Raw genomic sequence first — 15,520 nt, 5'->3', positions numbered from 1 at the left:
TGTGTCAAGCTATCACTTATTATTATATTTTAAACCTTATGAAGTTAAGAACGGATTTAATTTTGAGAACCATCGGTTCAGATCATTTGATTGTAGACCCCAGCCAAGATATGGTCGACCTGTCAACAGTATATACGCTCAACAGCTCGGCAGCCTGGCTCTGGGAAGAACTCAAGGGCAAAGATTTTGATACGGATACCATCGTGGAGTTACTCGTTGAAAATTATGAGGTCAGTAAAGAACAAGCACAATCCGATGCAGCAATTTTACTCGAAGATTTCCAAAAACAGGGACTGCTGGAAGAATGAAAACTACCTGGATAGTAAACCTACGCATGGATGAGACAATCACTTGGATGACATGAATAGCAACAGTTTGAAACAACACCTGTATTGGGCTTGGTCGATCAGCAAGGGATACCGAAGCAAACTGTTCTTTTATTTCATATTGGAACTGATTTGTATTGTCCTCTCGTTAGTTTTTGTATACTTATCCAAAAAAGCCGTTGACACGGCAACATCTCCAGGTGAACTTCCGCTAAAATGGTTGTTACTAGGTATCATTGGCGCTATTGCGCTGAATGTCGGTATTAAAGGCTACTCCGGACGTTTGATGGAACGGATTAAGCTGATGCTTACACTCGAGTTGCAACGAACTATGCTCGACGCACAGATGCTGTCCATCTGGAAGCTGATCAAAAACTGGCATACAGGGGATATTCAGATCCGTATTCAGACGGACTGCGAGGAAGTAGCCAATACAATCGCCAATACATTCCTGTCATTTATATTGACCGCAATCCAATTACTGGCCTCGGTCGGCTTCCTCTGGTATATGGACCCCATGCTGGCCCTGATGATTCTGGCGATATCACCGCTCTTTGTTTTTTCGAAACTCTATTTCCGAAAAATGCGCAAACTCAGCAAGGAAGTGAAAGCGGAAGAAAGTAATTTCTCCAAAGTGCTGCAAGAGAACCTGCGCTTTCGCCTGCTCATCCGGGCGATGGGTGCTTTTCCTAAAAGAAGAGCAAAATTGACCGAAAGCCAAGAGCAACTTTTTAGGCTAAAAATACGGCAGCTCAACTTCTCTACCTACACGCAAGGTGCTATGAAAGTGGCCATGAATGCCGGTTACCTCGTCGCTTTTATTTGGGGGATCTATCGCTTGCAGGCCGGACAAATTTCCTTCGGAACGATGACTGCCTTTTTGCAGCTGGTTGCCCGGATACAGTCGCCCATCCTTGCGCTGATCGCCTATATCCCCGGTTTTGTCCGCTTCCGCGTCTCTGCAGACCGCCTATTGGAACTCCAGGCTGGTGAAATCGAACCTCAAGTGACACAGCAACGTCTTCATGAAACGCAGGAGCTACACATCAACGACCTCTCTTTTAGGTATGAAGACAAATGGGTCTTACAAAATTTAAACCTTTCCTTAAAGGTGGGTGAGCCCACCGCTATCATTGGACCGAGTGGAAAAGGAAAGACAACATTGATCCGTTTATTGCTGGCGCTGCTGAAAGCTGAAAAGGGACAGATATCGCTTGTCGACAAAGATGGCGTAAGGCCGCTGACCGCTAGCCATCGCATCAACTTTGCTTATATACCGCAGGGTAATTCCTTGTTCAGCGGCACAATACGGGAAAACATGTTGCTACATGTTAAAGAAAATGGCCCTCTGGATATACAGCAAGCGCTGCGCATCGCCTGTGCCGAATTTGTATTTGACCTTCCTGACGGTATAGATACTCAAATTGGTGAGTCTGGTATTGGCCTATCGGAAGGACAGGCGCAACGAATTGCCATAGCCCGAGGCTTAATGCATAATGGGGATATATGGCTCTTCGATGAGGTCACTTCGGCGTTGGACCGCAGCACAGCTGATACATTGATACAACGTCTACTGGAATATGGCAAACATAAATTGTGTTTATTTGTAACACACGACCTTCATTTGGCAGACAGATGCCACCAACGTATTTACCTGGATTAAAACAGCTTGACTATCTGGTTTTTTTTCTTCTGACTTTCATAATGTCGATCTTATGTGTTGTTTCGGCATACTGTATCAATACCTCAAGGTCGTTAATTTTATTGGTCAGTATCTTTTGAAAATGTAATAGCTCTAAATTTCGCTTTTTGGCCCCCTCCAGTTCGGATTCCAGTTTGCTGATTTTTTCTTCGTTCGAATGAACATTTAAATCTTCCTGATAACAATAATTATCGAGAGTTAACTCGACAAATTGATCCGGTTTATTTTCTTTTATCGCTCGCTTCAGCCAGCTCACAATGGTACGTTTATCTTTGACATGACTGCGTCGCATTGCCTCTTGGACTGAAATCCTCCCGGTGAGTACTTCCCGCGCAACCTGTAACATAAAGGCCTTTCTATCTTTCATTATAATTGATTCTTACTGTAGAACGTTTTAAAAAGCCGCGACCAACCGGGTGGTCCGGTCACGGCTGCATGATCCAAATATGACATCAAATAATCAAAACCTATTCCTTTGCTTTGTCAATATTTGAAAGAACGCTTACAATAGTCCATCATCTTGTAAGACATTCGAATAGAACGCAAAAGGACAGCGAACAAATTTTGACAGAATTTTTCTGATTTCAAATTTCCATTAACTGAAACTTTCTGTTTCCGAACATTACGAAAAAAGAAAACACGCTTTAAATTCAGCACAAGGAATTTATTCCCCCTAGGCACACCCAAAGTTTTCTCCAATCAAAAAAATATTTTCATAAACTACATAAAAACAGCACTCTTCCATTAACGCTTGATTTTACAGGTAAAGATTGTTCGAATAGACCGAGCTATTTTTCTCCAACTATTTTGTCCTTCTTCACGACCATAACCATAGCCGTAACCATAGCCATAACCATATCCGGACTGACCTAATTTGAGCCCATTCAGAATAATTGCCAAATTGGAAAGGCGCTTTTCTGCATAGATTTTTTGGATTTCTGGCAACTGCCGTTTATCCATCTTACCAGCGCGGATCACAAATAAAGTAAGGTCCGACACACGGTCTACCACAGTGGCGTCGGCCACAATACCTGTTGGCACGCCATCGATAATGATGTAATCATATCGGTTACGCAAATCGCTGATCAACTGGTCCAATCTTTTGCTGAGCAGTAGCTCGACCGGATTGGGAGCCTCCATACCAATGGATATATAGTCAACATTTTTTCCATGCAAGTTGTAATGAATGATCTCTTCTAGTTCGAGGTTTACATCGGATAAATAATGGCTCAATCCCTTACCGTGTATAATGCCCATGCGCTCACTTAATGTTCCTTTGCGTAGATCCATATCGACAACAATAACTTTTTTATTTAAAAAAGAAAGCGTGCTCGATAGATTCAGTGAGGTGAATGTTTTTCCAACACCCGGAATAAAAGAGGTCAGAGTAATAGTCTGGGGATGTTTACCCTCCCTCGCCATAAAGCTCATATTGGTACGCAGGATGCGGAAGGCCTCCGTGAGCGGGTCTCTGCCCATGGCGCTCACCAAAATATTGTTCTGGGATATACGCCTGTTATTGGCCAAGGGAATTTCACCCAAAAGGGGCACATCAATGGCTTCCTCAATATCTTGACGACGCCGTACGCCGGTATCCAGAATGGAAAGGGTCATAATCACAATGGCCGGCAGTATAAAACCAATTGCCATACCTAAGCCCAGCTTCCTCATTCTGCTCGGGGCAACAGGATCAAATGAAACGATGGCTGGATCAATAACGCGGATATTATCTTCGGTCATGGCCTGGTTAATGGCATTCTCCTCGCGCTTGTTAAGCAAATACAGATAAAGCTCTTCCTTGACCTTTTGCTGCCGCTCTACCGATAACATGACCCGTTGCTTTTGGGGTACCTGCATCGCTTTGCCACGGGCAGCATTTTCTTCTTTCTTCATGCTGCCGGCTTTGATCTTTAATCCACCGATCGCGTTATCCACTGCCCGCGCGATATTACCACGCATGGCCTGGAGAGCCCGATCTAAATCCTGAACCACCGGATTGGCATCACTGCTACCTTCAATAAGGCGATTGCGCCGAAGCAAAGTTGTATTGTAGTCGTTGATCTGTGTTTCGACACTGGCATCTACCAGTCCTGTATTATTTGGGATAAGTTCATTTTTCTTACTGCCATCGGCCAGATAACCACGCATCATCTGCGCAAGATTGATATCGGTCTCGACCTTGTTGCGCTCGGATTGATACAATCTGCTGTCCTCAAAATAGGCTGTTCCGACCGTGGAAGCATCCATTCCTTGGTTTTGTGTCCGCAAATCTTCAATACTCGATTCTACAGATCCTAGTTCCTGCTCAATAATGGCTAGTCTTTCACGAATAAAGTTAGCGGTATTTACCCCAATCTGGTTTTTGTCCTGCAAAGCAACCTCATTGTACACGTTGATCATCTCAGCAATCAAGGCTGTCGCGCGTAGCGGATTGGTATCTTCGGCTACAATCTGCAGTAATGAAGCATCTTCTTCCATCTGGGTGATGGAAATAGTTGAAATAAAGTAATTGACCATACCCTCTAAAGCAAACTTCTCCACTTTAATTTCTTGCTGCGGAAGCGCTTTATTGGGCTTTAGCGCCGACTGTATAATGATCTGCCCAAAGGGCGTGTTGACAGGTTTGTCTAAGGTAGCATCAACCTCCAGTGTGGCATCACCCTCGCTCCAGTTACTCAAAACAACTTCCTTGCCACCAACGGGAATGACCGTAAAGGAAAAGGAATCTTCGGGTTTTGTTTGTGGAACAATTACCTTAATCGGACTTGCTGTATAAAGTTCCTTGCGTCGCAACCCATCGCCTACTGTATAGCTCATCTCGGCACCAATACGGGTAACGGTCTGCCGCATTAGTTCCTTGGATTTGAGCTGTAGGATCTCACTAGCCACACTAATGGAGTTGTAGGCTTCATTCGTGCGGGAAATCCGGGCCGTACGCGGTGTATTCATCGGTGTTTTAATGATGATCGTCTCTGCACTGCGGTAGATAAAGGGCGATTTTGCATACTGATAATAATAGTATGATCCAAATAAGAGAATGGACAGTGCAAACCATTTCCAATGGTAAAGCAGATGTGCCAAAACATCCAGCACATTGATCGATTTGTCCTTCTGTAATTGATTATAGTGTGTTGTTTTCATTTCTCAATCCGTTATTTTAGCAGATTTATGGCCGTCAATATGACCGTAACCACGCCAGTAGCAATGGTGGTGAACCGCCAGCTTCGATCTTCACGCGGCGTATTTTCGGCTGCTATAGGCTCCACATACACAATGTCATTTTGTTGCAGGTAGTATGCCGGGGAGTCAAAGATGTCCTGAGACCCGACGTTGGTCAGCATCTTTTTTCGGACGCCATTTTCTTCCCGTATCACCGTCACGCGATCTGATGCAGCGTTTCGGGTCAGTCCACCAGCTTTGGAAATTGCTTCCAGCAAATTAATACGGGCATCTGGCACATCAATAATGCCCACACGGTTGACTTCACCCATGACGTTGACCCTGAGATTCAATAACTCGACTTTCACGATGGCATCTTTAATATAGCCGCCATCCGACAAACGCTTGGCCAACATATCGCGTACTTGCTCCAGCGTCAGGCCTTCGAGGTGGAAATTGCCCAAAATTGGAAAAGTAATATTACCCTGCTGATCAATAAGATAACTTGGACTGCTGGCACCAGCGGTATTTGAACTGAGACTATTCTCCTTCTCCACGACAGCGTAGCTACCTCCCATTACATTGAAAGGAGCCGCGAGTTCGGGATTTTTCGCGCTAATCGTTATACTGAGCCGATCACTCTTCTGTAGCTTTAACATCGGTACATCCAGTGCGCGATAGGCAATATTTGGAACCATGTCGTTGACATACACCACTTTCTTGGGTGCCATGCACGAACTTAGCAGGCTTATACCAAGTAAAATCATTCCTAAAATCTGTCTTTTCATATCGTAATAATCGTTTGTTTTTAAATGTTTCAGCTGCAGGAGCACTTAGCTGCATGAGCGCTGATAAATTGAATTATATGCCCCGTCGGTTTAAAAAATGAATAATAGGGAACCAAAAAGCCTCCTTAGGCGCATAAGGAAAGTGGCGTACAATACGTCTCAGCAGTGCTTCGGCCCGATTCTTACGTGCAACAGAAACTCCGTCAACACGTCGCACATAAGCTTCATCATAAAATCCAAAGTTGCCACTCTCCCAGACATCCTGGAGGATATCCATTCCATCTGTTGCAGGCGGTGTAGGAAAAGGAAGTTTGTCTTTCGCTAAACCAAGTTCATGCACCAGAAACTGATGTACCGGAGCAATCCAGCGCAACAAGCCGATCTGGCGGTAAAGCTTTTCTAAACGCGTCCCATCTAACAAATGACTGTAACTGTGATACAGCGCCGCCAGGTCGCAGAACTGACGAAGGCCGATCCCAAAAGCCATTGAATGCTTGAGAATGTGTGCCGTCACCTGAATAATCTGAACCTGTGGTGCCAATACAGCGACTTGATGCCCAGCAATTGTAAGTGTGGTATCGGGAAAATCGATCCTATACCGTTTCAACACCTGCCTACTAAAAGGATTGTAGAAATCAAAAAGCCGGTCATGCAGATCCATTTCGGCATCAGCCCAACGATAGACCTGACCCCCGGCATTGACCCGGGGTATGCTATTTTTGATGAGGTGAAGACCGGCAAGTGTACACTGCCGCCTTGATTCAAAATACCAGTCGATATCGCCGCAGACACGATGCTGTGGCAGCCGATAGCTAGCCGCTACACCCTGACCTTTTAAAAGCAAAGGCCGGAGCAGCCGTTTTGTGAAAAAAGCGTGCTGCTGGGCGATCATGCTATTGTTGAAGTGATGGCTGCGTTCGATCCGGTCGATCTGTACCGACCATTTTAGCTGCAGCTGCCGTGGCGGCAGATTGGCTTTTTCCAGACAGAGCAGTCCATCATAAACAATCCCTTGAACGGTCTGCTCGTTCGCCCGGCGATAAAGCCCAGACCATTCCGCCTCGGATAAGGGAAAGAGCTCCTTTTCATGCGCCCTTTGTTTCTTTCCCCAAAGTCCACAACGTAAAAGAAAAAAGAAGGCGGCCTGAATTTTAATACGTTCCATAAATCCTCCTGCACTTTTCGATCATTTTATCGCGCGAAAAATTTTCATGATACCTTTTTCGACTTCCTTCGGCATACGTTTGATAGAGGCTTGGATCGGATCCGATCTGTTGGATGGCCTGAGCCAGAGCTGTTGCATTCTCGGGCGCAACGACAAGACCCGATACCTGGTCTTGGTTGACCCAGCTCACGCCTGACCCGGGTATATTGGTAGAAACGATGGGTATACCGCATGACATGGCCTCGATCTGAACAATAGCAAAGGCCTCCGTTTTCCAGATAGAGCTCAGGCAAAAAATATCGGCAGCGCCAAAATAGGTAGGGATTTCATCATCGGCCACAAAACCCACCATACTGATCCGCTCCTGCAGATTCAGCTCCGCGATGAGCTGGACAAGCTGCTGCTCCAGCGGGCCCTTTCCGCCAATAATGAGGTGAAAATGCGCGTCTAGCTGTTGCATCGCCTGGATCAGATAGGCATAACCTTTGTATTCCACAAGGCGGCCCAGCGAAAAGATAATTTTCTTATTGGGATAACGGTTTTTAAGCACCGCAACAGCCCTTGGATCATATTCCATCGGATTTACACCGATCGGGATATAGTCAATTTTAGCCCGCACATGTTGTAAGAAAGGCGACTGCTCCACATATATGGGTGTGGTTCCCACAATCTGATCGGCCCTTTTGATTAGCCAGCTTTGCAGTGGCTTATATAATTTAAGCAGGTTTTTCTGTTTTAAAATATCCGAATGCCAATGTAAAATAACACGCCCCCGATAGCCCGATAGGTATAGCGCCAGACTGGCCATGGGATCGGGATGATGGATGTGAATAATATCATATTGAGCAGCAATCTTCTTTAGTTTGCCAATCATGGCGGGAGCTAACATGGTGCCGGCAATTTTGACGGAGGTACGTACGATAAATAATTTGGCACAGGGGTTTAGCTGTATTTCAGCCGCGGGATGATCTTCGGTCGATGCACAGAGCATATCACAGTACACCCCGGCCTCGGATAGCCCCAGCATCAAATCGTACATCACTTTTTCCACACCGCCGCGTATCGGATAAAATTTTCCCAGTTGTAATATCTTCATCAAATTATTGCGTTTAACAATTTATTAATAGTGCTATTGTAAGAGCTTATGAAATAGATCGGTCCAGTTTAAGACAAAGGGTTCAACCAGCTTTTCCTTTTCCACGGCATGCAAGAAAGACTCGTCTCCACCCATAAGTGCGCCCATTTGTGTAGCTAAAGCTTGCGGATCGTCGGGGTCAAAAAACGATACAGACGAATTCCCCGCAGCAGTATCATGCGCATACGGTAAATCGGCCAGTAACATAGGCTTGCCATAAACGGAAAACTCCGTAATGGGAAGTCCCCAGGACTCCGTTTTTGAAGGAAAAATAAGACAATCGCAGCTGGCATAGTAAACTTCAAGCTGTTCACGGGTGACGAAGCCCATAAAATCAAGCGATTGTAGATGTCCCCATTTGCGATGAAGCCACTGCGCATATTTATTTTCATCACCCTTCACGGTTAGATGTACTTTAAAGTGCACAAGCCCCCGCTGCTCGAGCAGTGCTGCAGCCTGGCAGATCACTTCAAAGTTCTTGTGACTGTTCGGTGATCCAGCAAACATAAAGGAGTAAAAGCCGGGCTTTTCCTCTTTTTCCAAAGCCGAGACAGTTTTTGCGGTAACTCTAGCTGGAGCAACAATAATTTTAGCTATGGGTATAGCAAATAGCCGATGAAATGCCTCACGTAACCACTGCTGCTGTACAACCAGATAATTGTTGTGCTGAATATTGGGCCGGTAGATATACTCGCTAAAGAGTGCAAACAGCACAATCTTCGGCGCAAAAAGTAGATCGTGCAACTTCCAACGATAAAAAGGGAATGCATTATGACAGTATACGGCCCGTCGTTCGGCAATGACCGACGGACTGGTATCGTGAAGCGAAAACCAGAGGTAAACGGGACCGATCTGTCTGGATATGGACCGCATCGATACATATTCATACCATAGGCGATTGACCCAGCGTTTTTTTGGCCACTGCGTTTCGATATATTCAATATTTGGAAAATCGGCCAGTGATTGCTTATATACTAAAGCAATAACCCGATAATTATCTGCTACTGCCATAATCGACAGGCAGGCCAAGCATTCCCTGAGTATGGTCAAAGGTCCGGCCTCCACGAGATTTACCGCTGAGATAACAATCGTCTTTCTCATCGTTTCTCTCCTTTCATTAAGCGCTCAAATAACAAAATCCACTGCCGCATAATCCGTTCTTCATCAAAACTTTCGGCCATTTCCCATGCCACCTTTCCCATCTGCTGTCTCCGTTGCTGATTTTCCATCAGCCGACATGCCTTATCGGCAAAATCCTGCTGATCACCTTCGGCAATTAAAAATCCATTCTTACCCGGTTTGATGATATCACGTGGTCCACACTTGCAGGCATAGGATACCATGGGCAGACCGCAGGCCTGCGCCTCAAGTAAGGCCATCGGCAGCCCTTCGTAGCGGGAGCTCATCAAAGCCAGCGAGCTTTGCATATAAACGTCCATAATATTCTTGACCGGTGCATGAAGGGAAATCTGCTGTTCCAATCCCAACTCATGAATCTGGGCTTCCATTGCTTCTTTCAAAGGGCCCTGCCCATAGATGTCGAGCTTCCAGTCGGGGCATCGCGCATGGATAACCTTCCAGATCGAAATAAGCTGGTCAAATCCCTTCTGATAATCGAACCGTCCGACAGCAATAGCACGCCTTTCAATAAGGGCAGCCCGCTGCGGCGGTGAAAAGGTCTGTGCATTGGGAATAACAACACAATTTTTTAACCCTTTCCAATAGGTCAGGTCTTCATGGGTAAGTACCACAAAGTGGTCGTATTTCCTCGCCAATGCCAGATCCTGTGCTGTGCGCCATGTATTCACTATTTTCCAAAGCCCTTTCCGATCGTACAGCAAGCGTTTAAACCTTGAAAAATGAATTTCCAGGACTTTCTTGCTCCCATCCTTGAGCTCGTGCATGAAACTGACGTCGTGATCAAACATGGAGATCACAATATCGGCCTTTAACTGCATAAGGAATGCGTCAAGCCGCTCCCGGTGGATACGTTGTCGACGCTTATAGGAGAGCATTTTGCGAAAAATCCCTAGGCCATCATCATCGGTATAATTGATACCAAGATCTACCTGCCGTATCTGCGGATGCAGCTCAAAATTAGGCTCGCGCGCTTTCTGATCTGTCGTTACAATCGTTAGCTCGTGCCCCAATTTGGCCAGGTAATTAGCCTTATTGGCCAATACGCGCTCCATGCCTCCGGCATTATACGTTCCCAAGATTGAATAGACTATTTTCATTTTCGACAGTAGATTTGGAAGTGAACAAAGAGCCCTGCACGCCTTCGACACCATAAAACAGGGCATAAATCAGAAATATATCGGTGGAGACCTTAAACCAGATGACAAAGGAGAATGCCAATAACGAAAGAAACAAAAGTTTATAACGTTTATATCTGGACACGAATGATAAAGCATTGAAGATAAAAAAACTGGCAAAGACACTGAATCCGGCAATGCCACAATAGAGTACAAAACGGCAATAGCCGATGTCGGTGTTAAAGATCCAACCATCAAAAAGCCCTGTACCGATCAGCCAGGTGCGCGTATCTTTGGGCCAAACCCACATGTTAGTACTTAATTTGTCCGTCGAATCGGTACGAAATTCCCCGGTCTCGTAATAATTGAAGAAGCCTTCGAAAGCAAAGCGCATATAGCCCCGGAAAAGCTCATTATGTGTATAAAAGTACATGGCCACAAGAATTGAAACCAGCATAAGGATAGAAAGAACGGTAAAAAACCGGACAAACTCCACACGGATAATGCGGTGAAAAAGCCCGGTGGTGAAAAATATGGACAGCAGTCCCATCACTCCGCCAATGGAGGTGGTCCGCGCAATGATGTTGCCCAGAATTAAGATGGCAAAGAAGAGAATCAGCAAGATGACCGTCAGCCACATGGTCCTTTTTTGAAAGAGGTCTCGTGTAAACAATGCGGAAAGCATGATCAGCACCAGTGAGAACCGCACGCCGGCATTGTCTAAGGAGGCACCGATGCCATAAAGGCGGTCGACCTCCTGGGCGAAGGCCTGCCCCTGCTCGATGTAGCGATCCACCAGCGATTGCACGGCCGGCGAGCTATCGATCCATATCGCCAGAATACACTGCGCGAGACAAACAGCGGCGAGATAGTAAGTGAGGATATGAAAGTTAGTATACCCATGTACCTGACGGATCGCAAAAACTACCGTATAACCGGCAAGAAGCCATATTGCAAAACTCAGGTAATAGGTGGCATATGCAAAATCGTCTGTGCGGTTGAGGTCAGTTGCAATATAACAAACCAGCGAAAAAACAATAGCTAATCCGGTCGCCGTAAACAGCTGCCGGCTTATTTCGACCCGTCGCGAGCGAAAAAGCTGTGTAAACAGCAGTGCTGCTCCAATACCCGCTAAAATAATTTTCGTATTGACCGCCGGTGGCAAAAATGTAAACCCGAAAGAGAAAAAATAACAACTCACCAACAGGCCGACAAAACACATCATAAGTACCTTTATCATAGCGTTATTTATAAATGACACCATAAATGAAACGTAGTACAAGCAGGTAGTAGACCCGCACCGCCCAGTATTGCCTTTTAGAAGCGAACCATTGCAACAGGCGCGTATGCAGCGAGGCTGCGCGATTTTGGAGAATATAGCGGTCGGAACTACTAAACCAGTTTGTCCAGCGGATATAGTCCGCTTTTTGCCCCGTGACGAGCAATGGCAATTTGATCGTCAATTTTAGAAAGTCGATCCCAGGACCTATTTCCAGTGCATATTTACTTTCCCGAAGATAGCGCTCGACCTCCAAGATATTCGTTTCAACCTCCCGCATATGCTGCACAGAGAAAGTTTTGCTAATAGACCCCGTATTATCCTGCCGGTAATGGTACAATATGCGGTCCAGCAAACTGATGCGCGCAGCATGGACAAACAATTTTAGCGTGACCAAGAGATCTTCACCCATATTGGCTCCCGGTATAAAACGGATAGTATGATCTTCATACAGCGATCGCCGCACCATGAATAACCAAAGATTCCAGCGCATACGTCCGGCCAACATGGCTTGTATGGCTTCCAAAGGACTCGCACAATAAGGCTGTAGCATCGTACGCTCACTTTTTTCAAAAACAAGGCACCACTGAAAGTACACGATGTCTGCCTGACCACGCTGTGCTTCCTTCACACAGCTTTCCACCGCATCGGGCTCCAGACTGTCATCTGCATCGACATAGAGAATAAACTCGCCCGAAGCATGATTGAGCCCCGTATTACGGGCTTCAGAAACCCCTTTATTTTTAACATGGGAAATAATTTTGGCCGAAAAACCATCTTGTGCGCCCACCGCATCGGCAAATACCTGTAGCATCGCTAAGCTGAGATCTGCACTGGCATCGTTGACACAGATAAATTCAATATGTCCATAGGTCTGCCGACGGAGTGACACTAAAGTCCGTTCGAGGGTCTCCTGTGCGTTGTAGACCGGAGTGATAATGCTGACTAAGGGTAAACTCTTCATTACGCTTTTGATAGGTTAGGGTGTAAAAATGCGACTTACAATCTCCTGCTCGTACTGTTGATCTGCCCGATCCTCCTGCCCGTCCCCCCCTTTCACCTCATTGACATATTTGCCAGGGATGGCTACTTTTTTGGATGCTTTCTGCAGAAACCACTCGTACTCGATATCCACATGCCCAATATCCAGGGCACGCAGCCCCAACTGGGAAAGATCATAAGCGAGTACTGTCGCCGTCGGGCCAAGCGCCAGCAGCACCAGGTCGTAGGCTTCTCCCTGACGCCTTGTCTCCGCAAGCAAGGCATCATAACAGGTAAAGGCCTGTTGAGCAAGGGTAATTATACGGCCTATCGACGCTGCACCTGAAAACAGATCGTTCCCCACACCCAGACGGCTTCTTTCACCTTCCACAATTAAGATATTCTTCTCTTGCCAGAGCCCCTTGAGCCTGGAAAAAAAGCTACCACTATGGGACTTATCCAGCCAATCTATATAAGGACGGGTCACACAGGCATCGTAATAGGGTCGTGAATAATTCAGATAGGGAATATATTTTCGGTAATGAAACACCACAAATTGACGCCAGAAAAAACTGCCCTGCGCATTAAGATGCTTCACCGAGCGTAAGCCAAAGGGGATACAGATCATACAACACGCACTGTTGCTGCTCAGAATAGCACGGAGTCGCTGGGATAGCCTCTCGTCCATATTCTGGAAACCCAGGTGTTCGGTCTGATTAATCATATGGAATTCGCCATCGCCAAATCGGGCCATCGAAAGATTGGAATGGAGCAGCTTTTCCAGCGTCTCTTCATTGGTATGAATTTTTGGAAAGGGCAACAACAACCTGAAGAGCCTGTATCTAATCGTTAAGTAGCAGCGTCGTAGTATATTCATAGGGTTAATTTGAAGTGGAAGTCTGTTTATCACGCACCTGTTCAACTATCCGTTCGACAAGTTCCATATCACTAGCGCTAAACTTGCGGGCAAATAATAGATCGGAAGCAATCAGGCGATTAAAATCAGCGCTGGTCCATTCGATCAATTGACCCTTGTGCCAGCCAATCATACGCTGGCAATCGTGATATTCGCTATCCGTATGATGCCTCTTCAACTGAAAACTGGAATTCCAGCAGAGTGTCTGTATAAAGATTTCATCGCTGCAGAAGGTGTTTTGATACATCTTGAGCACCGCACTTTTGTGGGCCAATACATAGCGGACAAATGCGTCGGTCAGGCTGACCCATTGGGTTCCTTTCTTGAAGTCTACATCTCGATTGCGACGGAGCCTAAACAGGCATTGAAAGCGTAAACTAAGGGCACGTGCAGCACGGTACCAATATGCAAAAATTCCCTTGCCTGCTCTAAATCTGCTGGGGTACAGATGTGTCCGCCGTACTTTTCGGTCGATCTCCTTTTCACAATCCCCTTTCTGGAAACCGATAAATTCCTGTCCTTGATGTGCAGCAAAAAAAGCATGAATCTCATCCTGATTTTTAAGCGGAAGATCGACACCGGACAATAAATGGTAGTAAGCGTATTTCTGCCGCTTTGCAGCTGCTTCAAAAAGCTGATATTCTGCCGCCACCACAGAAACGTCCCCCCAACGCACGTCGACACGTTCTTTCAGGAGATATAGCGTCGCATGATGCGTTGCCAGCTTGGGCAACTGCGCTACTTTTTTATCAAAATGTATGTATATGTCGTTACGTTTATCATCCAGACACAACAAAAGGTAATGGAGCACCTCAAACTCGGTATGCGCCATAATAAGGTAAGCATGTTTTAAGCTGTCCATATTATATACCATTATCCTTTCCTGCGGGAGTTTCCGCTTGAGTCTGGCTCAGGATGTGCTTGAGATGCGCGATGGTAGCATCGGGAAAATAGGTCAGCTTGTGGATGCTGGTCCGCAAAAAAATATCGGCGTAAGCGACCGGGTAATTGCCTCCGGACAGCTTGTTCTGTAAAAGATGGGGTTCAACATCACTGATACGAAGACCCTGCTCAGAAGATTTTTCAACGGGCAGCAACTGCTCGTGCAAGATCTGAAAAAAGAAGTAGTCGAGCGCGCCATCTGCCGCTTTCCAGTAATTGAAAAGCAGATGACATAGCTGACCGAGCAGGGCATATCCTTTCTTTGCGAAAATAATACTGTTGAGCATTTTTACCTTATAGTCTTCATGCCAGCCCCAGTAGTAGGCGTAGCTATTTTTCCAATAGTCGGCATAGGGTTCCTGCGCATCTCTCTGGTAGACGAAATAGTCCTGTTCACGCAATTGAACCGGTAACTGATCGCTCAACAAAATTGTGGCATCGAGCCACACACCGCCATAGACATACAATAGCGCCAGCCGGATAATGTCCGAAAAAAAAGTCCGACTGATAATATCCGCCTTTCTTTTTGACCATATAAAATCGGGTATATCGAGATAGTCTGCCAAAGTATGATCATCTACACGGATGACGGTATAATCAGCCCGGTAGGTATCGACCGACTGAAAGCAGATTTTGACGACATCCGGCAGTCGATCCGATTGTATACCTTGCCCCCAATATTGCCAGATGACTTTATTTAAAGGCAGATCTTTTTTTGGCTGAAGTGGAAAATGTTCGAGCTGGCCTGCCTGCTCCCGCGCGATCATCTGATCCCAAAACGCGGCAACCTTACGGTGTTTTCGCAAGATCTTCTGTTCACGGAGCATACTCCAGGCTGTTTTTACGATCGACTTCTTCATCATTAGGTTGCT

14 protein-coding genes are annotated in these 15,520 nt (G+C 46.0%); 2 read left to right on the top strand and 12 right to left on the bottom strand.

Features of this window, described 5'->3' with window-relative positions:
• Positions 1 to 38 precede the first annotated feature (38 nt).
• Together K2F45_RS00745 and K2F45_RS00740 are read left to right on the top strand one after the other, a co-directional pair.
• Complete coding sequence (locus K2F45_RS00745) at positions 39 to 308, top strand: PqqD family protein (RefSeq protein WP_201669881.1); 270 nt, start codon at positions 39 to 41, stop codon at positions 306 to 308.
• Between the two features lie 52 nt (positions 309 to 360).
• Positions 361 to 1,989, top strand: coding sequence for an ABC transporter ATP-binding protein (locus K2F45_RS00740; protein ID WP_248932798.1), 1,629 nt, complete (start codon positions 361 to 363; stop codon positions 1,987 to 1,989).
• Positions 1,990 to 1,999: 10 nt separating this feature from the next.
• On the opposite strand, the gene K2F45_RS00735 is transcribed toward K2F45_RS00740, so the two are convergent.
• The 12 genes from K2F45_RS00735 to K2F45_RS00680 form a co-directional block, all read right to left on the bottom strand.
• Positions 2,000 to 2,395: a hypothetical protein gene (locus K2F45_RS00735; protein ID WP_248932797.1), complete on the bottom strand. Its 396-nt coding sequence runs from the start codon at positions 2,393 to 2,395 to the stop codon at positions 2,000 to 2,002.
• Between the two features lie 377 nt (positions 2,396 to 2,772).
• On the bottom strand, positions 2,773 to 5,169 hold the full coding sequence (locus tag K2F45_RS00730; RefSeq protein WP_248932796.1) for a GumC family protein: 2,397 nt from the start codon (positions 5,167 to 5,169) through the stop codon (positions 2,773 to 2,775).
• An 11-nt stretch (positions 5,170 to 5,180) separates the two neighbouring features.
• Positions 5,181 to 5,918 (bottom strand): polysaccharide biosynthesis/export family protein, encoded by a 738-nt coding sequence (locus K2F45_RS00725; RefSeq protein ID WP_248932795.1) that lies wholly within the window; start codon positions 5,916 to 5,918, stop codon positions 5,181 to 5,183.
• A 130-nt stretch (positions 5,919 to 6,048) separates the two neighbouring features.
• Positions 6,049 to 7,140 carry a nucleotidyltransferase family protein gene (locus K2F45_RS00720; protein WP_248932794.1) on the bottom strand — a complete coding sequence of 364 codons (1,092 nt, stop codon included), beginning with the start codon at positions 7,138 to 7,140 and terminating at the stop codon, positions 6,049 to 6,051.
• A complete protein-coding gene (locus K2F45_RS00715) occupies positions 7,127 to 8,236 on the bottom strand; it encodes a glycosyltransferase (RefSeq protein ID WP_248932793.1) in 1,110 nt (369 codons plus the stop codon). The genes K2F45_RS00720 and K2F45_RS00715 overlap by 14 nt, the downstream gene beginning before the upstream one ends.
• Before the next feature lie 33 nt (positions 8,237 to 8,269).
• The gene (locus K2F45_RS00710; protein WP_248932792.1) at positions 8,270 to 9,376 is read right to left on the bottom strand and encodes a glycosyltransferase family 4 protein; all 1,107 of its coding nucleotides are present in this window, start codon (positions 9,374 to 9,376) and stop codon (positions 8,270 to 8,272) included.
• Entirely contained in the window at positions 9,373 to 10,512 is a 1,140-nt protein-coding gene (locus tag K2F45_RS00705) for a glycosyltransferase family 4 protein (protein WP_248932791.1), read from the bottom strand. Before K2F45_RS00705 ends, K2F45_RS00710 begins: the two co-directional genes overlap by 4 nt.
• A complete protein-coding gene (locus tag K2F45_RS00700) occupies positions 10,478 to 11,770 on the bottom strand; it encodes a hypothetical protein (RefSeq protein ID WP_248932790.1) in 1,293 nt (430 codons plus the stop codon). The genes K2F45_RS00705 and K2F45_RS00700 overlap by 35 nt, the downstream gene beginning before the upstream one ends.
• Positions 11,771 to 11,774: 4 nt before the next feature.
• Entirely contained in the window at positions 11,775 to 12,773 is a 999-nt protein-coding gene (locus K2F45_RS00695; protein WP_248932789.1) for a glycosyltransferase family 2 protein, read from the bottom strand.
• A gap of 15 nt (positions 12,774 to 12,788) precedes the next feature.
• Positions 12,789 to 13,712 (bottom strand): GT-D fold domain-containing glycosyltransferase, encoded by a 924-nt coding sequence (locus K2F45_RS00690; RefSeq protein WP_248932788.1) that lies wholly within the window; start codon positions 13,710 to 13,712, stop codon positions 12,789 to 12,791.
• Positions 13,672 to 14,568, bottom strand: a complete 897-nt coding sequence (locus K2F45_RS00685) for a beta-1,6-N-acetylglucosaminyltransferase (protein ID WP_248932787.1) — start codon at positions 14,566 to 14,568, stop codon at positions 13,672 to 13,674. The genes K2F45_RS00690 and K2F45_RS00685 overlap by 41 nt, the downstream gene beginning before the upstream one ends.
• Before the next feature lies 1 nt (position 14,569).
• Positions 14,570 to 15,511 carry a capsular polysaccharide synthesis protein gene (locus K2F45_RS00680; protein WP_248932786.1) on the bottom strand — a complete coding sequence of 314 codons (942 nt, stop codon included), beginning with the start codon at positions 15,509 to 15,511 and terminating at the stop codon, positions 14,570 to 14,572.
• Positions 15,512 to 15,520: the final 9 nt, after the last annotated feature.

Origin of the sequence: Sphingobacterium siyangense (genome assembly GCF_023277505.1) — a bacterium.
GTDB classification, from domain to species: Bacteria; Bacteroidota; Bacteroidia; order Sphingobacteriales; family Sphingobacteriaceae; genus Sphingobacterium; species Sphingobacterium siyangense.
The sequence above is the reverse complement of the archived record's forward strand: the minus strand, read 5'-3'. Positions and strand labels throughout refer to the sequence as shown.